Origin of the sequence: Homoserinimonas sp. OAct 916, assembly GCF_003260275.1 — a bacterium.
GTDB lineage: Bacteria > Actinomycetota > Actinomycetes > Actinomycetales > Microbacteriaceae > OACT-916.
In genome coordinates, this window is the sequence record NZ_QJHB01000010.1 from 42,262 (window position 1) to 63,344 (window position 21,083).

The following is a 21,083-nucleotide window of genomic DNA, read 5'->3' on the forward strand; positions in this document are numbered from 1 at the left end:
CAAACGGCCCGCGGGAGTGGAATATCCACGCCTGCGAGCCGTTCGGTCGAGTCACTCGGACTCAGGTTGTTCAGTAGTTCAGGTTGTTCAGTAGTTCAGGTAGTTCAGGTTGTTCAGTAGTTCAGGTTGTTCAGGCCTCGGCGGGGGCTTCGACCTCGGCCAGTGCCGCGGTTTCTTCCTCGAGCATGACCGGTGCCAGCGACAGCTTGCCCCGGTCGTCGACCTTGGTGATCTCCACCTGGATCTTCAGCCCGACGCTGAGCACGTCTTCGACGTTGTCGACCCGCTTGCCACCGGCAAGCTTGCGCACCTCGGAGATGTGCAACAGGCCATCGCGGCCGGGCATCAGGGAGACGAACGCACCGAAGGTGGCGATCTTCACGACCGTGCCCAGGAACCGCTCGCCCACCTCAGGGTTCGACGGGTTGGCGATCGCGTTGACCGCGGCCCGTGCCGCTTCGGCGGAGGGGCCGTCGACCGCACCGATGTACACAGTGCCGTCGTCCTCGATGGAGATGTCGGCGCCCGTGTCGTCCTGGATCTGGTTGATCGTCTTGCCCTTCGGGCCGATCAGCTCACCGATCTTGTCGACGGCGATCTGAACGCTGATAACGCGCGGCGCGGTCGGCGCCATTTCGTCGGGGGCATCGATCGCGGCGTTCATCACGGCGAGGATCGTGGTGCGAGCCTCCTTCGCCTGGCTGAGCGCGCCGTCGAGCACCGACGTGGGCAGGCCGTCGAGCTTGGTGTCGAGCTGGATGGCGGTGATGAATTCGCTGGTGCCGGCAACCTTGAAGTCCATGTCGCCGAGTGCGTCTTCGGCACCGAGGATGTCGGTGAGGGCCGCGTAGCGGGTCTCACCGTTCACGGTGTCGGAGACCAGGCCCATCGCGATGCCGGCGACCGGGGCGCGCAGCGGCACACCGGCGTTGAGCAGGGCGAGGGTGGAGGCGCAGACCGACCCCATCGAGGTGGAGCCGTTCGACGACAGCGCCTCGGAGACCTGGCGGATCGCGTACGGGAACTCCTCACGCGTCGGCAGAACCGGCATGAGGGCCCGCTCTGCGAGCGCGCCGTGGCCGATTTCGCGGCGCTTCGGGCTGCCGACTCGGCCAGTCTCACCGGTCGAGTAGGGCGGGAAGTTGTAGTTGTGCATGTACCGCTTCTTGGTCACCGGGCTCAACGAGTCGATCGATTGCTCCAGCTTCAGCATGTTCAGCGTCGTCACACCCAGGATCTGGGTCTCACCGCGCTGGAACACGGCTGAACCGTGAACGCGCGGGATGACCTGAACCTCGGCATCCAATGCCCGGATGTCGGCGAGGCCTCGCCCGTCCATGCGCACACCCTCGTTGAGGATGCGACCGCGAACGACGATCTTGGTGACCGCCTTGTAGGCAGCCGAGACCTGGCCCATGGCGGATGCCTCGAGCTCGCCGGCGTCAACCTTTGCCTTGATCTGCTCCTGAACCTTGGCCTTGAGCGCGTCGTCGGCGTCCTGCCGCTCGACCTTGCCCGCGATCTGGTAGACGTTCACCAGTTCGTCGTAGGCGAGTCCGGCAACGGCGTCGTAGACCTCGGAGGCGTACGGCGGGAAGACCGGGTAGTCGGCGGTGGGCTTGGCGGCCGTTGCGGCCACCTTCGCCTGCGCCTCGACCAGTTGCTTGATGAACGGCTTGGCCGCCTCGAGGCCCTGTGCGACTACCTCTTCGGTGGGCTTGACAGCGCCGCCCTGGATCAGGTTCCAGGCGTTGTCGGTGGCCTCGGCCTCGACCATCATGATGGCGACGTCGCTCTCACCGTTCGACTTGGTGACCACGCGACCCGCGACCACCATGTTGAAGACGGCGTCTTCCATCTGGCTGTGCTTGGGGAACGCAACCCACTGGTCGCCGATCAGGGCGACGCGAACGCCACCGACCGGGCCGGAGAACGGCAGTCCGGAGAGCTGGGTCGACAAGGATGCGGCGTTGATCGCCAGCACGTCGTAGTACTCGTCGGGCTCGATGGCGAGCACGGTGATGACCACCTGGACCTCGTTGCGCAGGCCGTCGACGAACGACGGGCGCAGCGGCCGGTCGATCAGGCGGCAGGTGAGGATCGCGTCGGTCGACGGGCGGCCCTCGCGACGGAAGAAGCTGCCCGGGATGCGGCCGGCCGCATACATGCGCTCTTCCACATCGATGGTCAGCGGGAAGAAGTCGAAGTTCTCCTTCGGGTGCTTGCCGACCGAGGTGGCCGACAAGAGCATGGTTTCCTCGTCGATGTACGCAGCGGCCGAGCCCTGCGCCTGCTGGGCGAGACGCCCGGTCTCGAAGCGGATGGTGCGCTGGCCGAACTTGCCATTATCGATAATGGTTTCGGCGAACGTGATTTCTGGACCCTCCAAGGGATCCCTCCTTAACTTTTTTGCGCACCACCGTATGTGGTCACGCCGTCTGGTACGGAGCAGGAGCGGGCAGAGCGAAACAATCACAGCCGTGGCGGCGTGATTGACACTGTCGTGCGGGGATTCGCGGCATTCGCCGCGGGTTCTGGCGCACGCCTGGCCTTCAGTAAAAAACCACTGACTCACGCAATTCTTGAGCGCGTGTTTCAGGAGTTCACCACCGAGGACCAGCTTCCTGCCAGCCTGCTCCGAGTGGCCGCAATCCTTGCAGCCTTGGCAATGCTAGCAGAACGGCCTGTTCCTGGCGAGGGAAACGCCGCAAGTCGCCGGTGGCGTGAGCGCAGGATCGGCACACCCTAGAATCCAACGGAAGGAAGGCAGGGACGTGACGCAGACCTTGGTGACCCAACGAATCAATGACTGACCACCCGGCGACTCGCTCAGAAATGCGGCGGAAGAGCGCCATCATCATCATCGCGTCAAACCGCGCTGCGGCCGGGGTCTACCCCGACCGGTGCGGCCCGGTGATAGTCCAATGGCTCGAAACGAGGAACTGGTCGGTCAGCGGACCGCGGGTCGTGCCCGACGGGCCCAATGTCACGCGGGCGCTGATCGAGGCGATCAGCGAAGATCCCGCCCTGGTCATCACGAGCGGTGGAACCGGGGTCTCACCGTTCGACACAACACCGGAGTCGACCGCGCCGCTTCTCGACCGAGAGCTTCCCGGATTCATGGAGGAATTGCGCCGCCGGGGTGCGGTTCACACACCGACCGCATGGCTCACCCGCGGGCTGGCCGGGGTCGCCGGGCGCAGCCTCGTGTTCAACCTGCCCGGGTCACCGGGCGGCGTGCGAGACGGGCTCGAACTCTTGAATGAGGTTCTCGAACACGCACTCGAGCAACTGCGGGGACACACGTACGGGCCGACCAGGCACCGAGCCGGAGGGTTCCGACCGGCCACGACTGGATCGGCCGTGACTGCACCGACCGCGAACACTGAGTTCTAGACCCCTCGGCGACCGACGCCACCGGCAAGGACACGCCGGTTTCCCTCCGACCGCCCAGCGTATGCTGAAGTGAATTGCTTCTTAAACCTGGGCTTTGGAGGTGCGGCGTGAGCGGGGCCGGACTGGACAGTCTTTACCAAGAAGTGATCATGGATCACTCCAAGCAACGCCATGGTGCCGGTCTCCGCGAAGATGCGGCGACGTCCTCCCACCAACTGAACCCCACCTGCGGTGACGAACTCACCCTCAACCTGCACGTGAACGCCACCGGTGACACGATCGACTCGGTGAGCTGGGACGGCCAGGGCTGCGTGATCTCCCAGGCCTCCATGTCGATGTTGCACGATCTACTCGGTGGGCTTCCCGTGGCGCAGGTGGAACCGCGGCTGGCCGCCTTTCGCGAGATGATGCGATCAAAGGGACAGATCGAGGGTGACCCCGACCTGCTCGGCGACGCCGTCGCGCTTGCCGGCGTCTCCCGCTACGTCGCTCGGGTGAAGTGTGCAATGCTCGGCTGGGTCGCGCTGGAAGACGCGGTACGGCAACTGCCACCACCCGATGCCGATCTGGGGCACCCATGAGTGCCACACTGACACCATGACCACCACCATCGGAATCCTTCTGGCAGCCGGTGCCGGGAGGCGCATGGGTGGGCCCAAGGCACTGGTGATCGGTGAGGACGGCCTTGCCTGGGTGGTCAGTGGCGCGAGAACCCTCGCCGCAGGCGGATGTGTCGAAACGGTGGTCGTCGTCGGTGCCGATGAGTCCGCGGTGCGTCAGCTGCTCACCGAGGAACCGGTCACCATCGTCTCGGCTGGCGACTGGGAATCAGGGATGGGCGCTTCGCTGCGTGCCGGGCTGCGTGCGGTAGCTGATCGGCGTGCCGACTCGGCACTGGTGCACCTGGTCGACCTGCCGGATGTCGGTCCCGAGGTCATTCGCCGGCTGGTCGCCCGCGCGTCCCCGGATGTGCTTGCCCGGGCACGGTATGGACCGCCGGCGGGACATCCCGTGCTTCTCGGGCGGGAGCACTGGGCTGCGATCGCCGACGAGTGCACCGGGGACTCCGGCGCCCGCGCCTATCTGGCACGCCACGAGGTCGACGAGGTCGACTGCTCCGACCTGGCCACGGGTGCCGACGTCGACCGGCGCACCCCGGCGACGGCAAAGGCAGAGCGGTGATTCCCGTCACCTCGGCAGAGGATATGAGCACCCGCCTGACGGCGGTTGGCTACCTTCCCGACGACGGATTGGCCACCATCACCTATCTCGCCATCGCCATGCAACGACCCCTCCTGCTGGAGGGGGAACCGGGCACGGGCAAGACGGCATTGGCGGAGGCCGTTTCCGAAATTCTTCAGATTCCCCTCATCCGACTGCAGTGCTACGAGGGGATCGATTCGACCCAGGCCCTCTACGACTGGGACTTCACCCGCCAGATCCTCCACCTGCGCACCGTCGAGGCAACCGGAGTCGCGCCCGGAACAGACGAGCTGGAGGAGTCGCTGTTTGATGAACGCTTTCTTCTGGCACGCCCGATTCTGCGGGCATTGCGCGAGGCTCCCGCAGTGTTGCTGGTGGACGAGATCGACCGGGCAGACGACGAGTTCGAGGCATTCCTGCTCGAAGTGCTGTCTGCGAACCAGGTGACGATCCCGGAACTGGGCACGATCACAGCGACCACCCCGCCCATCGTGATCCTGACTTCGAATCGCACTCGCGAATTGCACGACGCCCTCAAGCGACGTTGCCTGTACCACTGGATCGAGCATCCCGGCTTGGCCAGGGAGATCCAGATCCTGCGCTCCCGACTGCCCGAGGTCAGCGTTGCACTTGCCGAGCAGGTCGCCTCAGTCGTTCAGCAGTTGCGCCTGAATGGTGAGATGCGCAAGCCGCCCGGGGTCGCCGAGACCCTCGACTGGGCAAAGGCGCTGCACCATCTCGGCAGCCGGGAACTCGACCACGAATCGGCCGCCGCGACAATCGGTGCCGTCTGCAAGTACCGGGAGGACACCGAGCGAGTGCGCGCGGCGTTGGACACCCTGTTGACCCCATGACCGCGAGCAATGAGCAAGCACCCGCCGGCCCCGATCCGATTCCGGTGTTCGTCGGATTCGCCCACGCGCTCAGGGCTGCCGGTCTGCGCGTGGGTCCCGACCGCACGCAGGCGTTCATCGATGCCGTCGTGAGGCTCGGAGTGGATGCGCCCGACCACGTCTATTGGGCGGGCCGTGCGACCCTGTGCTCCACGCCCGACGACATCGACATCTTCGACCGAACCTTCGACCACTGGTTCTCGGACAGGCCGATCCCCTCTCCCGTACCGGTCCAGGCGCCCCGGTCGGTAGCCCAGGCCTCCCTCGACGAGGCAGACGACGCCTCTTCCGGTGCCCAAATACTCATCGCGGCACAGGCGAGCGATGAGGAGACACTCCGCCACCGCGACATCGCGAAATTGTCGGCGGCAGAGCGAGTGCGCCTGTCCCGGCTGTTCGCCGGGTTGCACGTGGCCACCCCCACACGTCCCGGTGTGCGCCGACGACCCCACCGGTCGGGTGACGTCGACGCGGCCAGAACTGTGCGTGAACAACTCCGCCATGCCGGCGAGCCCGGGCCAATCCGATTCCGGCGCCCGCTCACGCGTGCCCGCCAGGTCACTTTTCTGATCGACGTGTCCGGCTCGATGGAACCCTACGCCGATTCCCTCCTCCGGCTTGCCCACAGGGTGCTCGCGGGGGCACCACACAGCACCGAGGTCTTCACCCTCGGGACGAAGTTGACGAGGGTGACCGTTCCGCTGGGTCTGCGCAACCCCGAACAGGCGCTGGTCGCCGCCGGCGAAGCCGTGCCGGATTGGTCGGGAGGAACCAGGTTGGGTGACATGTTGCAGGAGTTCGTGGCTCGCTACGGTCAGCGCAGAATCGTGCGCAACGCGGTGATCGTCATCGCCAGCGACGGTTGGGAACGTGGCGACCCGAGACTGCTCGGCGAACAGATGCAACGGCTGGGCCTGCTCGCACACACTGTTCTGTGGTCGAATCCGCACAGTGGCAAGACTGGGTACAGTCCCATCCAAGGTGGTATCGCAGTGGCACTGCCCCATCTGGATAAACTGGTAGCTGGCCATTCATTGGCAGATTTTGCAAAATTATTGGGGTTGATTGCCGATGCGTGAAGTGTTGGGTGAACTGCTGGAGTCTTGGCAATCCGGCGAAGTCTTCGGCATGGGTACCGTAGTACACACGATTCGGTCCGCGCCACGGCCGCCCGGCGCTTCGATGCTGGTTGCCCCCGACGGCACTGTGGCCGGATCGGTTTCTGGCGGTTGCGTCGAGGGTGCACTGTACGAACTGTGTGTGGAGGTCGCCGGATCCTCGACGCCCGTGCTGGAGCGGTACGGCTTCAGCGACGACGAGGCGTTCGCGGTCGGTCTCACGTGCGGCGGAATCATCGACGTGTTCGTCGAACCCGTCTCCAAGACGCTGTTCCCCGACCTCGACCTGGTGATTGCCGACATCAGGGCTGATGAGCCCGTTGCGATCGCCACGGTGATCGAACACCCCGACTCCGAGTGGCTCGGCCGGCGGATCATCGTGCGTCCCGACTCGGCGAGCGGCACGCTCGGCCTGGACCGCGCCGACCACTCGGTGATCGACGATGCGCGCGGACTGCTCGAGTCCGGCACCACGACCACTGTGACCTACGGTGCTGAGGGGCAGCGGATGGACACCGGCATGCGGGTATTCGTCGCGTCGTTTCAACCCAAGCCGCGAATGATCGTGTTCGGTGCCATCGACTACGCCGCAGCGGTGGCCCGCCAGGGCACGTTCCTCGGGTACCACGTGACGGTCTGCGATGCGCGGCCGATCTTCGCCACCCGCGCCCGATTCCCGACCGCCGACGAAGTGGTCGTCTCGTGGCCACACCACTACCTGAAAAAAGAGATCGATGAGGGCAGGATCGACTCCCGAACGGTGCTGTGCGTGCTCACCCACGATCCGAAGTTCGACGTGCCGGTGCTCGATCTCGCCCTGCGCCTCGACGGCCCGCGCCGCCCCGCCTATATCGGGGCGATGGGTTCGAGGAAGACACACGACGATCGCCTCATCCGCCTCAAAGAGGTCGGCCTGGGCGATCAGGAGCTCCCGCGCCTGACCAGCCCGATCGGCTTGGATCTGGGCGGGCGCACCCCGGAGGAGACCGCGATCTCTGTGGCCGCAGAGATCATCTCGCTGCGGTGGGGCGGCACTAATGAGCCGCTCAGCGAATCCGATCGTCGGGTGCACCAGGGCCTGGACGACTGAGCACTCCTCGCTCACCCACCGGTCACCTGAAGTCGACCCGAGCCATTGTCCCAACGCCCAGGCGATGTTATACAGGGAGAGCACGATGGGGTGAGCGGAAGGATTTTCATGGTCCAGACGACTATTACTGTCACAGTTGACGGTACGTCTTACACAGATCAGGTCGAGCCGAGGATGTTACTCGTTCAGTATCTGCGCGAGACTCTCGGCAAAACGGGTACTCTGATCGGTTGCGACACCAGCAATTGCGGTGCCTGCACCGTGCATCTCGACGGGGTGAGCGTGAAATCGTGCACCATGTTCGCGGTACAGGCCGACGGACACGAGGTGACCACGATCGAGGGCATCGCGGGCGCTGACGGGCTTCACCCCATGCAGACCGCGTTCCACGAGAATCACGCCCTGCAGTGCGGGTTCTGCACGCCCGGCATGATCATGGCGTCGATCGACCTGTTGCGCGAGAATCCGAATCCGGATGAACAGATGATCCGGGATGGATTGGAAGGCAACCTCTGCCGGTGCACGGGTTACCAGAACATCGTCAAGGCAGTGCGCAGTGCTGCTGAGACGGAGGCCGCGAAGGTGGAACTCGGCGCGACGATTCCGGTGGGTCAGCCATCATGACCATCACCGAGATCGGGGCCTCCCGCCTCCGCAAAGAAGACCAACGCCTGATCACCGGACGCACGCGCTATACCGACAACATGGTATTGCCGGGCATGTTGCACATCGCCCTGGTCAGAAGCCCGTTCGCGCACGCGCGCATCACGGCGATCAACGTCGACGAGGCGAAGAGGGCCCCCGGCGTGATCATGGTGCTCACCGGCAAGGATGTCGCCGACGAACAGGGCGGAATTCCGTCGGCCTGGCCTGTCACTCCTGACCAGAAGGCGCCCCCGTACCTCCCCATCGCCGTCGAGCACGTCGCCTACGCCGGCGAGATCGTTGCCTGCGTCATCGGCCGCACGGCCGCGGCGGCTCGGGACGCACTCGAATTGATCGATGTGGACTACGACGACCTGCCCCCGGTACTCGACCTCGAAGAGGCGATGACCGACACGGTGCTGTCCCATCCCGACCTGGGGACGAACCTGTCGGCCACCTGGATCTTCGACTCCGCGGCAGCCGGAACGGGCACCGATGTCGCCCAAGCCCTCGCCTCAAGCGAGGTCGTGATCGAGCGCACCTACTACCAGCAGCGCCTGATCCCCGCGTTCATGGAGCCGCGGTCGACGGTGGTCGATCCCACCGGTGAGCAACTCACCATGTGGTCGGCGACCCAGGTTCCGCACATCCTGAAGCTGATGATCTCGCTGGCCCTGTCGATCCCGGAGTCGAAGGTGCGCGTCGTGGCACCGGATGTCGGCGGCGGCTTCGGGGGCAAGCTCGCGGTGACCGCGGAGGAGTTCATCACCCTTCTCGCGGCGCGCCGCACGGGCAAGCCGTGTAAGTACACCGAGACCAGGACCGAGTCGTTGATGGGCGCGCACCACGGCCGCGCCCAGGTGCAGCGGATCAGACTCTCCGCCACGAAAGAGGGCATCGTCACCGGGTTGGATGTCAACCTGCTCGCCGACATGGGCGCCTACCTCGGCGTGATCACCTCAGGCATCCCGATTCTGGGCGCGTTCATGTACAACGGGATCTACAAGTTTCCGGCCTACCGGTTCGAATGCAACAACCTGTTCACCAACAAGGCCCCCACCGGCGCCTATCGCGGTGCCGGGCGACCCGAAGCAACCTTCGCCATCGAACGTGCCATGGACGACCTCGCGGCAGAACTCGACATGGACCCTGTCGAGTTGCGGCGCAAGAACTGGATCAAGCACGAGGAGTTCCCGTTCACAACGGTCGCAGGCCTCGAGTACGACTCGGGCAACTACGAGGCGGCGACGGACAAGGCGCTGAAAGAGTTCGGCTATGACGAGCTGCGCGCCGAGCAGAAGTTGCGGCGGCAATCCGGTGACCGGGTGCAACTCGGAATCGGCGTCTCCACCTACACGGAGATGTGCGGGTTGGCACCCTCACGGGTGCTCGGCTCACTCGACTACGCGGCCGGTGGCTGGGAGCACGCGCAGGTGCGGGTTCTGCCCACCGGCGCAATTGAAGTGGTGACCGGGATCAGCCCGCACGGGCAGGGTCACGAGACGTCGTTCAGTCAGATCGTCGCAGACCGGCTGGGTGTTCCGTTCGACAACGTCGAAGTGTTGCATGGTGACACGCAGGTGGCGCAGAGGGGCCTCGACACCTATGGCTCGCGTTCGCTGGTCGTCGGCGGCATGGCCGTCGTCGCGGCGGCAGACAAGGTGATCGAAAAGGCGAAGACCGTGGCGGCGCATCTGCTGGAGGCCAGCCGCGACGACATCGAATTCACCGCGGGTGCGTTCGGCGTCAAGGGAACCGACCAGTCGATGACCCTGGGCGAGATCGCGTTCGCCGTGTTCTCGGCGCACAACATGCCCGACGGCTTCGAGCCCAGCCTGGATTCAGACGCCACCTTCGACCCGGTCAACTTCAATTTTCCGCACGGCACCCACCTGTGCGCGATGGAGGTCGACACGGAGACCGGCGCGGTGACTCTTCGAAAATACGTCTGCGTCGACGACATCGGCAATGTCATCAACCCACTCCTGGTCGACGGCCAGATACACGGCGGCCTCGTCCAGGGCATCTCGCAGGCACTGTTCGAGGAAGCCGTCTACGACGAGTCCGGAACTCTCGTGACCGGTTCGTTCGTGGACTATCTCGTGCCAAGTGCAGCCGATCTTCCGATGTTCACCACCGACCGCACAGTCACGCCGGCACTCACCAACACCCTCGGGGTCAAAGGTGTCGGCGAGGCGGGCACCATCGCGTCGACACCGGCGATCGTCAATGGCGTGCTCGACGCCGTCAGGCATCTGGGTGTCGACGACATTCTGATGCCGTGCACCCCGAGTCGGGTGTGGAATGCGTTGCGAGACGCCGCCCAGGGTGGTGGACGTCACCGCTCCCCCGACCCGAGTTCGACGAAACCCGATCTCGACCCGGCAGGAGGCAACTGATGATTCCCGTGGCGTTCGACTACTCCGCCCCGACCACGTTGGATGAGGCACTCACACTGCTGGCCGACGCCGGCGAGGACGGCAAGATCCTGGCCGGCGGGCAGAGCCTGATCCCGGTGTTGAAGCTTCGGCTCGCCGCCCCCCACGCGGTTATCGACCTGGGCAGGATCGATGCGTTGCGTGGTATCCGCGAAGACGGCGACCACGTGGTGATCGGAGCGATGACGCAGCACCACGATGTGGCCACGCACCCGTTGGTGGCCGAGCACGCGAACCTCATCGCGCGTGCGACCCAGACCGTGGCCGACCCGCAGATTCGCCATCGGGGTACGTTCGGCGGTGCTCTGGTTCATGCAGATCCGGCCGGTGACCTGCCAGCTGCCGCCCTCGCCATGGACGCCGTGTTCCACATCGTCGGCCCCGGCGGAGAGCGAACGGTGGCGGCGGCAGACTTCTTCGTCGACCTGTTCACCACCGCGGTCGGCGACAATGAGATCTTGACAGAGGTGCGTATGCCCAAGAAGACCGCCTGGGTCAGCGACTATCAGAAGTTCACCCGCGTGGCACAGCAGTGGTCGATCGTCGGAGTCGCCGCCACGCTCAGGATCGAGAATGGTCGGATCGCGGAGGCACGGATCGCCCTCACCAACATGGGTTCGGTCCCGATACGCGTACAGGCAGTCGAACAGGCGCTCATCGGGTGCGCGATCGAGGAGGACGCCATCGCCCGCGCAACAGCCTCGGTCGCCGACGGAACGAATCCGCCGAGCGACCTGAACGGCGATCCCGACTACCGCAGACACCTGGCCACGGTCCTGACCAGGCGGGCGGTTCTCAATGCCGCCTAGGTCGGTCGTCAACCACCTGGCGCATTCCAGCTAGCCATTACCGGTCAGGAGCAGGCCATGGCCACCGTCACCACACGAATTCAAGGAGCCCCATGAAACTCAATCACACTTTCGTCGTCCCAGCGGCACTGGATGTGACGTGGGCAGCCTTCAACGACCTGGACGGCCTGGTCCCCTGCCTGCCCGGCGCCAGGCTGATCTCCGCCGAGGGAGACGGCTTCGCCGGCGAGGTGAAGGTGAAACTGGGGCCGATCTCGATGCTCTACGGCGGAACCGGAGTCTTCATCGAACGCGACCAGGCCGCCGGACGGATGGTGGTCGAGGCAAAGGGCAAGGACAAGCGTGGGAACGGGACGGCGGGCGCCACGGTGACCGCCCAGCTGACTGCCGACGGCACCGGCACCTCGATCGAGGTGATCACCGACCTGTCGGTGACCGGCAAGCCGGCCCAGTTCGGGCGCGGCGTCATCCAGGATGTCAGTGACAAGCTGCTCGGCCAGTTCGTCGACTGCATCTCGAAGAAGTTGAACCCGGCCGCCGAGGAAGAACCACCGGCCGCCGAGACAGAAGGCGGGGCAGGGTCTGAGGGCGCAGCTCCAGCAATAAAAGTTCCGGCGGGCTCGAGCAGCGACCCGGATGCACCGTCCGCTGCTCCTCGGCCCGCCCCGACACAGGCTTCCCGCGAGGTCCATTCCGGCCCCTCGGATGTGGCGGAGCCGGCCGAACTCGACCTGTTGTCAACGGTCATGCCGGTCTTCCTCCGCCGCTATGCACTCCAGGCGGCCATCGCGCTGGCGGCGATCGTCGCGGTGTGGGTGTGGTTGGCCCGCAGATCGAAATGACGTGACCGCCACGACCCGTTGACCGCACCCGATCTCTTGCACCCTGCTGTGTTGCACCCTGATCCCTTGCACCCTGATCCCTTGCACCCTGATCCCTACAGCGCCATCACGGCCATCGCGGCGATCATGCTCCTTGAACATGCCATGTGAAACGATCCGCCGGGTGCCTGCCGGCGTTGCTTCGGCACCGATAGTACGGCTGCACACCCGACCCAGGCGAGCAAGAACCGTACACGAGGATCTTCCTCTCACTGCTCCAAGGGGCGGTCGCCGGGGCGCGCGCAGAAGCGTTCGTCTTCTCCACCCGGCTGACGCGTCTGACCCGGCAGTTGGCGACGCATGATCCGGACCTGGCGTTGGCCCGGGCCGCCTCGAGCACCTCCGATTGGGCGGGCGGCACGAGGATCGCCGAGAGCGTCCGTCGTTTCATCGACGACCATGGCCGCCCCGGGCTTGCCCGAGGTGCCGTGATCGTGATTCTCTCGGACGGTTGGGCGCACGACGACCCGGCTGATGTGGCTGCGCAGATGGCCCGGTTGAAGCGTCTGGCGCACCGGATAATCTGGGTCAACCCGCGCAAGGCCACCCTCGGCTTTCAGCCGTTGGTGGGCGGCATGGCCGCGGCACTCCCCTACTGCGACGCCTTCGTCAGCGGGCACAGCTACGAGGCGCTTGAAGAGGTGGCGGCCGCGATCCGTTCCGACAGCGGTACGTCCCGTCCTTCAATCCGGTGGGCCACACCAGCACCGACTGAACTCTCGCCGCACGACCGGTGACCGGCCAGGCTCCTGATGCCGTGCAATCACACGATTCGTGCGTCGACGGCTTCTACGGCGACCGGGTCGGCCGGTTGAGCGCCGTGCGCTGCCGCCGGGAACAGTTTCCGAGCCGTCACGACGACAAAGATGATCAGCAACACGAATAGGGTTCCGTCGGCCGCGATGTAGAGGTAGTGCCAGAGTGAGCCCGCGGTGTCTTGCCCGGCGAGCAGGGCATCCGTTCTCGCATTCAGCGGCGGGCGGATGAGCAGCACCTCAGTCAACAGCACCACCCAGAGCGCCAGCAGCAGCCGCCATTGCAGTTTGGAGGCGCGCGGTCGGATCATCGCGACCGTCAACAGCACGGCGAGCACCAGGGCGGTGATGTTCATCGCGAAGAAGACCAGGCGGCCGATGCCGAGACCCAGTTCGATGGTGATCCCGGGTGCCTGGAACTTGAGCGGCGCCTCCAGGAAGGAAATGCCGATGATCAGTCCCAGCCAAACGGCGGGAACGACGAAACGGAGGGCCAGGCTGGTGCGGTGCATGCTCCGACCCTAGCCTCGATCTGTCGCCGAAGTCTGGCTCTTGCATGAGAGCGGGCAGGTGGCCGTGGCGCGTACCGTCTTGCCCGGTGGCCGTGTTCGGCCTGGGCGATGGAAGCTCGGTCTGGGTGACGTTGGCGCGAAGTGGGTGACGCTGGCGCGGACTGGGGGACGCTGGCGCGGACTGGGGGACGCTGGCTGGCCCCGGTGACTGCCGTTCACGCCTCGGTGAAGGTGGGCCAGGTGTCGGGGGCGTCGGTGACGACCTGTCCGGTGGGGCTGGTCCATTCCAGCACTCCCGGTGAGACCTGGCGTACTTTCCACTCGCCGTGGTGTTTCAGGGTGTGGTGGCTGCGGCACAGGTGTTCCAGGTTCTCGGGGGTGGTGGGGCCGCCTGCTTCGGCGGGGATGGTGTGGTCGAGGTCGCACCGGGCGGCGGACCGGTTGCAGCCGGGGTGTCGACAGCGGCCGTCTCGAAGCCTCAAGAATCGGCGGAGTTTCGCGGACGGCCGGTAGGTGTCGGCGGTCAACGCCATGCCGGTGACCGGGTGGGTGAGCAGCCGGATCAGTTTGGGGGCGTCGGCGGCCAGCCGTCGGGCGGTGGCCGGGTCGATCGGGCCCTTCCCGGCGATCGTCGCCGGCTCCAGGGAGTCTTTCCCGGCGGTGTCGACGTCAGCGCAGGTGCCGGCGTCGGTGCTGGTGCCGGGGTCGGTGGTGGTGTCGAGGAGGGTGAGCATGGGGATCACGATCGCGACTTCGGCGCGGATGCCGATCCCGGCGTGGTGGGGTGCGTCTTCACAGCCGGTGGGTTGCCCGGTGAGCAGCAGCTCGGCGATCAGGTCGACCCGGAGCTGGTCGTAGCTGCGCCGCTCCCCGGTCAGCTGGATGCCGGTGCCGCTGTTCGGGGCGGAGCTGTTCGGGTCGGAGCTGTTCGGGGCGGAGCTGTTCGGGTCGATGGTGTGCGGGGCAAAGGTGCGTGGACCGGCGGCGGTGGTGATCGCTTTGGCCTGTTGGGTGAGCCGGTCAAAGATGCCCTCCGCCAACACGGTCGGCAAGGTGAGACCGAGCTCGGACATGCCGTCACCGATGTCGGTCACCCAGACCCGACGCTGCTGGTGGGCCTGGTCGTACCGTTGCTGGAAGGACACCTCGCCCAGTTTCGCGGCGGTCAGTTGCGCATACCGGCCGAGTCGCCCCGGGGTGACCTCGGCCGCTTTCTCGAGCACCGCCTGTTCATAGGCGGCGCGCGCGGCCGGGTCCTGGATAGGCAGGCCGTGCTCGGCGATCACCTTCAGGTGGCCGAGATCGATCCGGCCGGCCTCGAGGGCTTTGACCGTGACGGGGTAGTCGGTGACGAAGGTTTCGGCGTCGCCGACCCGACGAGCCATGCTGCGGTCGGAGACCCGGTGCGCGAGGGCAAGATCGGCGACCACCGACCGGTGCGCGATCGACCGCCCGGTGCTGTCCAACGCGGTGCCGTACAGTTCGGTGTTCCCGGCCCGCACCCACACCGCCAACGCCGCCAGCTCGCGCAGCTCTGCCGCCTGTAGCGCACCCATCTGTCGGCGAAGCGCCACGGTGCGGACGATCGCCGCCGCCGCTGTTTCGTCGCCCGGACCGAACTCGGTGCCGTCGTCGCCCCGGCACGGGTCGCCGTACGGGTGGCCGCACGGGTTGCCGTACGGGGCGCCGACATTGGACCGGTCAGCCGCGAACAGGCCGGCAGTGAAGTTGTCCGGAGTGAATTGGTCGTCACTGGGCCGGCCAGCGCTGCACTCGTTGGCACTGTAGCTGTACTCGTTGGCACTGTAGCTGTACTCGTTGGCACTGTCATTGTGGGCATTGAACTGTCCGGCACCGCTCGTGTCAGCACCGGTCCGGACCGTGCCGTTCTCGCCGGATCGGGGCCCGATCCGGTCACCGGGGGGTATCAAGTCATCGACGTCCCACCCACGCACCAGGGCGTCCCAGTCGAGGTCGGTGAGGTCCGTGTCGGGCATCGCGGTATAGGCCTCGGCGAGAAGGTTGACCCAGGTTTCCTCGTCGAAACCGGCCGGGGTGAAGGAGGCGCTCGGTACCGCGCCATCGGCCCGGGGAACCCGCGTGACGCGGGGCCCGTCGCCGGCCGGGTATTCGAACGTTTGTTCCATATGAAGAGTCAACCACAGGCCACCGACATTGCCTCGGGCACCGCGAAAAACCGGTGGATCACCGTGGTGGACTCACTCGCACGTACAACTTCGATCGTTCTTGCTGATCCGAAGGACAAACAACGATGAAGGGCGAGGCCAACGGCCGAGCTCAGACCTTCTTGACGACGCTCGACTTCAGCTGGGTGGGGCCCACGCCGTCGACCTTGCAGTCGATGTCGTGGTCGCCGACCCCCTGAACCAATCGGATGCCGCGTACCTTGGTGCCCACCTTGATCACGGTGGAGCTGCCTTTGATCTTGAGGTCTTTGATAACGGTGACGGTGTCGCCGTCGGCCAGCGGGTTGCCGACAGCGTCCCTGATAACGGGATCGTCGGCATCCTCTCCATCCGCATCGGCGACCGGCGCCCACTCATGCCCGCACATCGGGCAGACCAGCAGTGTTCCCAGCTCGTAGGCGTGCTCGCTGGCGCATTCGGGACACAGGGGAAGAGAATCGGTCATCTGTTCAGGCTACCGCCGGATCACGTCCGGCTCCCCACCCGCACAGGCTGGTGGTCGCGCTCCGCCCTGTTCGTGGAACCTCCTCGCGCACGCCAGAATGGGAGCGACAGATTCCACCAGTGCAAGGAGCAGCCGTGACCCCCGACGAATTCCGCACCTACGGCCACGAGCTGATCGACTTGATCGCCAACTATCGCGAGCAGATCGAGGACCGCCCGGTGATGTCACAGGTGTCCCCCGGGGACGTGAAGGCGAAACTCCCGACTGCGGCGCCGCAGCAACCGGAGCCGTTCGAAGACATCATCGCGGATGTGGACGAATTGATCGTTCCGGGACTGACGCACTGGCAGCATCCGTCATTCTTCGGCTACTTTCCGGCGAATTCCAGCCTGTCCTCGGTGCTCGGCGACCTGGTCTCCACCGGGCTCGGCTCACTCGGCCTGTCCTGGCAGTCCGCCCCGGCCCTGACCGAGGTGGAGGAGGTGACCGTGAACTGGATGCGGCAGTTGCTGGGGCTGTCCGACCGGTTCAGCGGGGTGATCCAGGACACGGCATCGACCAGCACCCTGGTTGCGTTGATCAGCGCCCGGGAACGGGCATCCGACTACGCCCTTGTTCGCGGAGGACTGCAGGACGGTCAGAGGCCGCTGCGCATCTACGCGTCGGCGCACGCGCACAGCTCGGTCGACAAGGCGGCCCTGCTCGCAGGCTTCGGCCGAGACAACATCCGGTACATCGAGACGGATGCCGATCACGCGATGATCCCGGAGGCATTGGCCCTGGCGATCGCCGATGACACGGTGAACGGCTTCACCCCGTGCGCCGTGGTGGCGACCACAGGCACCACGGCGACGACCGCTATCGACCCGCTGGAGGAGATCGGGCGGATCGCCGAGGCGAACGGCGTGTGGCTGCATGTGGATTCGGCGATGGCCGGATCGGCGATGATCCTGCCGGAATGCCGCTGGATGTGGGCGGGCATCGAATACGCCGATTCGATTGTCGTGAACACGCACAAGTGGCTCGGGGTGGCGTTCGACTGCTCGCTCTACTTCGTGCGCGACCCGCAGCATCTGGTGCGGGTGATGAGCACAAACCCGAGCTATCTGCAGTCCAGCGTCGACAGCGAGGTGGCGAACCTGCGCGACTGGGGCATCCCGCTGGGGCGCCGTTTTCGTGCGCTGAAGCTTTGGTTCATGCTCCGCGCCGAGGGGGTCGAGGCGATTCAGGCCAGGTTGCGCCGTGACTTGGAGAATGCCCGCTGGCTGGCTGAGCAGGTGGCGGCGCAACCAGGGTGGCACGTCGTTGCACCGGTGAACCTGCAGACGGTGTGCGTTCGCCACGAACCGGACGGACTCACCCGCGACGAACTCGATGCGCACACGCAGACCTGGGCCGAGGCGCTGAACAGCTCGGGGCACGCTTTCGTGACGCCGGCCATCCTCGACGGCCAGTGGATGGTACGCCTGTCGGTCGGCTCGCTCGGCACCGAGCGCCGACACGTAGAAAAGCTGTGGGCCGCCCTGCGGGACGTGGTTGCCTGGCAGGCGTAGGCTTACCCGGTGCTTGACGATTTCTCCGCCGAACCGGCCACGCCAGAACACCAGGCACAGTCCGACGGACGAAACTACAGCGCACTGACCGCTCGACTCGACCCGGCGGCGGTGCGCGAATTCCGGCGCCGAGCGAAAGCCGACCGCGAACCGTGGGCGGCATTCGCCCCGTCCACGCTGCTCATCTGGATCATCGTCCCGGTCCTTGTGATCGTCTTTCTTGTCGTCGGCGCGATGATCTTGAGCGGAGTCGTGGTCACGATGGTGAGCACATCGGGCGGGTTTTCGCCAAACGGCTTCGGTGGCGGCGGCGCCCTCGCCGCGCCCGTGATCGGCCTGGCGGCTGTCGCAATCTTCGTCGCGGTCATCGTGCGGATCATTCGTCAACGTAGCGCCGGCGGCCAATGGGCGAGATGGTACCGCCTGTTCACGTTTGCCGCCGCGAACGGGCTGAGCGCGCATCCGCACTCGACGAATCCGCAGTATCCGGGCAGCATCTTCGGCTACGGCAATGATCGGGTCGCCTACGACCGCCTGCAGGCGGCGTCCGGCCGCTTCCTCGACATCGGCAACTATCGTTTCAGCACCGGCTCCGGAGACGACAAGGTGACCCGCCTCTGGGGTTTCATGGCCCTCCGACTCGACCGGCGACTCCCCCACATGATGCTGGACGCGCGCAGCAACAACGCCCTGTTCGGTTCCAACCTGCCTGTGTCGTTCAGCAAAGACCAGGTGCTCTCGTTGGAGGGCGACTTCGACCGCCATTTCACGCTGTACTGCCCGCGCGACTACCAGCGCGACGCGCTCTACATCTTCACCCCCGACCTGATGGCGCTGCTGATCGACAACGCCGGTGCTTTCGACGTGGAGATCGTCGACGACTGGATGTTCGTCTACAGTTCGACACCGTTCGACATGATCGACGAGGTGACGCTGCGCCGGCTGTTCCGGATCGTCGACACGGTCGGTGCGAAAACCCTCAGCCAGAGTGAACGGTATCGGGACGAGCGGATGGTCGCAGCCGGCGACCCACTGGCCAGGGTCTCCTTGAGCTCAAACCGGATCGGGGCAGGTGGTTCTCGCTTGAAGCGACGAACGCCGTGGCCGGGCATCGTGATCTTTGCCCTGATCTTCGCCGGGATCGTCTATTTCATGTTCACGGTCGTGCTCGGCCCGGTTGCCGGCGAGTTCTTCAGCCCGTTCTAGCGCCAGGCGCTCAACCAGATTCTCACTTGGAGCGGGGCGTGTGCTCGCCGAGCAGATCGGTGAACGATGTCGTCAACGCCAGCGGGTCGACCGGCGAGGGCGAACGAGTGGAGACGGACACCAATTCAGCGAGTTCGGCGCCGGCACGTTCGATCCGTGCGGGCAGGGTGTTCGCGACATCCGCCTCGGTGCCCCAGTCTGCGGTGGCGGCGAAGACGGCCGTCGGCACCACGATCGCGTGCAGGTAGGTGAACAGCGGTCGCATCGAATATTCCAGTGCCAGCGAATGGCGCGGCGTGCCGCCCGTGGCTCCCATCAGCACGGGCATGCCGGACAGGGATTGCGGCTCGAGCAGGTCGACGAATGACTTGAACAGGCCGCTGTAGCTGCTGGTGAAGATCGGCGAAACCACGATCAGTCCGTCAGCAGTGGTGACCGTGTCGATGACGCGGCCAAGGGCCGGACTCGGAAAGCCGGTGAGCAGGTTGTTGGTCACCTCGGTGGCGATGTCGCGCAGTTCGAACACGTCGACGGCGACATCGATCTGGTCCAGGCGAAGCCGCGCCACGGTGGCATCGGCCAGGCGATCGGCGAGCAGCCGCGACGACGACGGCTGGCTGAGCCCGGCGGTGACCACCGAAATCCTGCGGGAGGCCATATCATTCAACTGCTTTCACTGACGGGGATGACGCATCTACCAGGGCGGATCCCGACACCGACTCTCCGGTTGCTGACCCTGCCGAGCCTATACCTGCCGACTGCTGGGTGAGCTTCGCTTGGAGCAGGGATGCGTGGGTGGGGGCATCGGGAACGTGAGCCGGACGGTCAGCAGCGAATTCGCGTCGGAGCACTGGCACGACCTCCTCGCCGAGCAGATCGAGCTGTTCGAGCACCGTCTTCAGGGGAAGGCCGGCGTGATCCATCAGGAACAGTTGGCGCTGGTAGTCGCCGAAGCTGTCGCGCATGGAGGCGTACTTGTCGATGACCTCCTGCGGGCTGCCCACGGTGAGCGGGGTCTGCGCGGTGAAATCCTCCATGCTCGGACCGTGGCCGTAGACCGGGGCGTTGTCGAAGTACGGCCGGAACTCGTTCACCGCGTCCTGCGAGTTCTTGCGCATGAACGCCTGGCCGCCGAGCCCGACGATCGCCTGGTCGGCGGTTCCGTGGCCGTAGTGCTCGAACCGCTGGCGATAGAGCGAGATCAGCCGCATGTAGTGTTCCTTCGGCCAGAAGATGTTGTTGGCGAAAAAGCCATCGCCGTAGTAGGCCGCCTGTTCGGCAATCTCCGGCGAGCGGATGCTGCCGTGCCAGACGAAGGGGGGAACGCCGTCCAGCGGCCTGGGCGTGGACTGGAAACCCTGTAACGGGGTGCGGAACCTACCCGACCAGTCCACTACGTCCTCCCGCCACAGCCGATGCAGCAACGCGTAGTTCTCCACCGCCAGTTCGATGCCCTGGCGGATGTCCTTGCCGAACCACGGGTAGACGGGGCCGGTGTTGCCGCGCCCCATCATCACATCGACGCGGCCGTCGGCCAAGTGTTGCAACATGGCGAAGTCTTCGGCGATCTTCACCGGGTCGTTGGTGGTGATCAGCGTCGTTGAGGTGCTCAGGATGAGCCTCTTCGTCGTCGCCGCAATGAACCCGAGCAGAGTGGTGGGACTGGACGGCACGAACGGCGGATTGTGGTGTTCCCCCGTCGCGAAGACGTCGAGGCCAACCTCCTCGGCCTTCTGGGCGATGGCCACCATCGACTTGATTCGCTCGTACTCAGTGACGGTGTACCCCGTGGTCGGGTCGGTCGTCACGTCACCGACACTGAATATTCCGAACTGCATTCTGTCCTCCGCCTGCGTGTGGTGCCTACTCGCCACAATCTTCATGCGTTTGCATATAGGTATGATAACGCCGTCTGTGCCGAATGTATTCCTT

Annotated in this window: 19 protein-coding genes and 1 pseudogene; 14 read left to right on the forward strand and 6 right to left on the reverse strand. The window is 65.5% G+C overall.

The genetic code is table 11. From position 1 onward, the window contains the following. Nucleotides 1–130 precede the first annotated feature (130 nt). Nucleotides 131–2,389, reverse strand: a complete 2,259-nt coding sequence (locus tag DL891_RS12580) for a polyribonucleotide nucleotidyltransferase (protein WP_111720789.1) — start codon at nucleotides 2,387–2,389, stop codon at nucleotides 131–133. Nucleotides 2,390–2,488: 99 nt separating this feature from the next. Between DL891_RS12580 and DL891_RS12585 the strand changes: the two genes are divergently transcribed. From DL891_RS12585 to DL891_RS12640, 12 genes and pseudogenes are all read left to right on the forward strand, one after another. Continuing rightward, complete coding sequence (locus DL891_RS12585; RefSeq protein WP_111720790.1) at nucleotides 2,489–2,749, forward strand: hypothetical protein; 261 nt, start codon at nucleotides 2,489–2,491, stop codon at nucleotides 2,747–2,749. 56 nt (nucleotides 2,750–2,805) lie between these two features. After that, nucleotides 2,806–3,396: a molybdenum cofactor biosynthesis protein B gene (locus DL891_RS12590; protein WP_198668884.1), complete on the forward strand. Its 591-nt coding sequence runs from the start codon at nucleotides 2,806–2,808 to the stop codon at nucleotides 3,394–3,396. Nucleotides 3,397–3,503: 107 nt separating this feature from the next. Then, complete coding sequence (sufU, locus tag DL891_RS12595) at nucleotides 3,504–3,977, forward strand: Fe-S cluster assembly sulfur transfer protein SufU (RefSeq protein WP_111720792.1); 474 nt, start codon at nucleotides 3,504–3,506, stop codon at nucleotides 3,975–3,977. Nucleotides 3,978–3,993: 16 nt separating this feature from the next. After that, nucleotides 3,994–4,578, forward strand: a complete 585-nt coding sequence (locus DL891_RS12600; RefSeq protein WP_111720916.1) for an NTP transferase domain-containing protein — start codon at nucleotides 3,994–3,996, stop codon at nucleotides 4,576–4,578. 23 nt (nucleotides 4,579–4,601) lie between these two features. Then, the gene (locus tag DL891_RS12605) at nucleotides 4,602–5,453 is read left to right on the forward strand and encodes a MoxR family ATPase (RefSeq protein ID WP_111720917.1); all 852 of its coding nucleotides are present in this window, start codon (nucleotides 4,602–4,604) and stop codon (nucleotides 5,451–5,453) included. After that, entirely contained in the window at nucleotides 5,450–6,571 is a 1,122-nt protein-coding gene (locus tag DL891_RS12610) for a VWA domain-containing protein (RefSeq protein ID WP_111720793.1), read from the forward strand. The genes DL891_RS12605 and DL891_RS12610 overlap by 4 nt, the downstream gene beginning before the upstream one ends. Then, a complete protein-coding gene (locus DL891_RS12615; protein WP_111720794.1) occupies nucleotides 6,564–7,700 on the forward strand; it encodes an XdhC family protein in 1,137 nt (378 codons plus the stop codon). The genes DL891_RS12610 and DL891_RS12615 overlap by 8 nt, the downstream gene beginning before the upstream one ends. A 108-nt stretch (nucleotides 7,701–7,808) precedes the next feature. Beyond that, nucleotides 7,809–8,324 carry a (2Fe-2S)-binding protein gene (locus tag DL891_RS12620; protein WP_111720795.1) on the forward strand — a complete coding sequence of 172 codons (516 nt, stop codon included), beginning with the start codon at nucleotides 7,809–7,811 and terminating at the stop codon, nucleotides 8,322–8,324. Continuing rightward, nucleotides 8,321–10,744 (forward strand): xanthine dehydrogenase family protein molybdopterin-binding subunit, encoded by a 2,424-nt coding sequence (locus DL891_RS12625; RefSeq protein WP_111720796.1) that lies wholly within the window; start codon nucleotides 8,321–8,323, stop codon nucleotides 10,742–10,744. The genes DL891_RS12620 and DL891_RS12625 overlap by 4 nt, the downstream gene beginning before the upstream one ends. Beyond that, nucleotides 10,744–11,592 (forward strand): xanthine dehydrogenase family protein subunit M, encoded by an 849-nt coding sequence (locus DL891_RS12630; RefSeq protein WP_111720797.1) that lies wholly within the window; start codon nucleotides 10,744–10,746, stop codon nucleotides 11,590–11,592. Before DL891_RS12625 ends, DL891_RS12630 begins: the two co-directional genes overlap by 1 nt. Before the next feature lie 92 nt (nucleotides 11,593–11,684). Then, nucleotides 11,685–12,434: an SRPBCC family protein gene (locus tag DL891_RS12635; RefSeq protein WP_111720798.1), complete on the forward strand. Its 750-nt coding sequence runs from the start codon at nucleotides 11,685–11,687 to the stop codon at nucleotides 12,432–12,434. A gap of 236 nt (nucleotides 12,435–12,670) precedes the next feature. Continuing rightward, a pseudogene (locus DL891_RS12640) lies at nucleotides 12,671–13,210 on the forward strand (VWA domain-containing protein); the annotation flags it as partial. Between the two features lie 26 nt (nucleotides 13,211–13,236). On the opposite strand, the gene DL891_RS12645 reads toward DL891_RS12640, so the two are convergent. The 3 genes from DL891_RS12645 to DL891_RS12655 form a co-directional block, all read right to left on the reverse strand. Beyond that, nucleotides 13,237–13,740, reverse strand: a complete 504-nt coding sequence (locus DL891_RS12645; RefSeq protein ID WP_111720800.1) for a hypothetical protein — start codon at nucleotides 13,738–13,740, stop codon at nucleotides 13,237–13,239. 215 nt (nucleotides 13,741–13,955) lie between these two features. After that, the gene (locus tag DL891_RS12650) at nucleotides 13,956–15,887 is read right to left on the reverse strand and encodes an HNH endonuclease signature motif containing protein (RefSeq protein ID WP_111720801.1); all 1,932 of its coding nucleotides are present in this window, start codon (nucleotides 15,885–15,887) and stop codon (nucleotides 13,956–13,958) included. Between the two features lie 151 nt (nucleotides 15,888–16,038). Next, entirely contained in the window at nucleotides 16,039–16,392 is a 354-nt protein-coding gene (locus DL891_RS12655) for a zinc ribbon domain-containing protein YjdM (protein ID WP_111720802.1), read from the reverse strand. 134 nt (nucleotides 16,393–16,526) lie between these two features. Here DL891_RS12655 and DL891_RS12660 point away from each other — a divergent pair, with 134 nt between their 5' ends. Together DL891_RS12660 and DL891_RS12665 are read left to right on the forward strand one after the other, a co-directional pair. Then, entirely contained in the window at nucleotides 16,527–17,945 is a 1,419-nt protein-coding gene (locus DL891_RS12660; protein WP_111720803.1) for a pyridoxal-dependent decarboxylase, read from the forward strand. Nucleotides 17,946–17,954: 9 nt separating this feature from the next. Beyond that, a complete protein-coding gene (locus tag DL891_RS12665; protein ID WP_111720804.1) occupies nucleotides 17,955–19,151 on the forward strand; it encodes a hypothetical protein in 1,197 nt (398 codons plus the stop codon). A gap of 22 nt (nucleotides 19,152–19,173) precedes the next feature. On the opposite strand, the gene DL891_RS12670 is transcribed toward DL891_RS12665, so the two are convergent. Together DL891_RS12670 and DL891_RS12675 are read right to left on the reverse strand one after the other, a co-directional pair. Further along, nucleotides 19,174–19,809: an FMN reductase gene (locus DL891_RS12670; protein ID WP_198668886.1), complete on the reverse strand. Its 636-nt coding sequence runs from the start codon at nucleotides 19,807–19,809 to the stop codon at nucleotides 19,174–19,176. A 1-nt stretch (nucleotide 19,810) separates the two neighbouring features. Then, nucleotides 19,811–20,989: an LLM class flavin-dependent oxidoreductase gene (locus tag DL891_RS12675; RefSeq protein ID WP_111720806.1), complete on the reverse strand. Its 1,179-nt coding sequence runs from the start codon at nucleotides 20,987–20,989 to the stop codon at nucleotides 19,811–19,813. Nucleotides 20,990–21,083 lie beyond the last annotated feature (94 nt).

What these genes read in the sequence shown, in the direction of transcription:
- DL891_RS12670 (WP_198668886.1), bottom strand. Translation starts at nt 19,809, where the DNA reads ATGGCCTCCCGCAGGATTTCGGTGGTCACCGCCGGGCTCAGCCAGCCG.
- DL891_RS12630 (WP_111720797.1), top strand. Translation starts at nt 10,744, where the DNA reads ATGATTCCCGTGGCGTTCGACTACTCCGCCCCGACCACGTTGGATGAG.
- DL891_RS12675 (WP_111720806.1), bottom strand. Translation starts at nt 20,989, where the DNA reads ATGCAGTTCGGAATATTCAGTGTCGGTGACGTGACGACCGACCCGACC.
- DL891_RS12615 (WP_111720794.1), top strand. Translation starts at nt 6,564, where the DNA reads ATGCGTGAAGTGTTGGGTGAACTGCTGGAGTCTTGGCAATCCGGCGAA.
- DL891_RS12655 (WP_111720802.1), bottom strand. Translation starts at nt 16,392, where the DNA reads ATGACCGATTCTCTTCCCCTGTGTCCCGAATGCGCCAGCGAGCACGCC.
- DL891_RS12650 (WP_111720801.1), bottom strand. Translation starts at nt 15,887, where the DNA reads ATGGAACAAACGTTCGAATACCCGGCCGGCGACGGGCCCCGCGTCACG.
- DL891_RS12620 (WP_111720795.1), top strand. Translation starts at nt 7,809, where the DNA reads ATGGTCCAGACGACTATTACTGTCACAGTTGACGGTACGTCTTACACA.
- DL891_RS12645 (WP_111720800.1), bottom strand. Translation starts at nt 13,740, where the DNA reads ATGCACCGCACCAGCCTGGCCCTCCGTTTCGTCGTTCCCGCCGTTTGG.
- DL891_RS12610 (WP_111720793.1), top strand. Translation starts at nt 5,450, where the DNA reads ATGACCGCGAGCAATGAGCAAGCACCCGCCGGCCCCGATCCGATTCCG.
- DL891_RS12600 (WP_111720916.1), top strand. Translation starts at nt 3,994, where the DNA reads ATGACCACCACCATCGGAATCCTTCTGGCAGCCGGTGCCGGGAGGCGC.
- DL891_RS12590 (WP_198668884.1), top strand. Translation starts at nt 2,806, where the DNA reads ATGACTGACCACCCGGCGACTCGCTCAGAAATGCGGCGGAAGAGCGCC.
- DL891_RS12605 (WP_111720917.1), top strand. Translation starts at nt 4,602, where the DNA reads ATGAGCACCCGCCTGACGGCGGTTGGCTACCTTCCCGACGACGGATTG.
- DL891_RS12635 (WP_111720798.1), top strand. Translation starts at nt 11,685, where the DNA reads ATGAAACTCAATCACACTTTCGTCGTCCCAGCGGCACTGGATGTGACG.
- DL891_RS12625 (WP_111720796.1), top strand. Translation starts at nt 8,321, where the DNA reads ATGACCATCACCGAGATCGGGGCCTCCCGCCTCCGCAAAGAAGACCAA.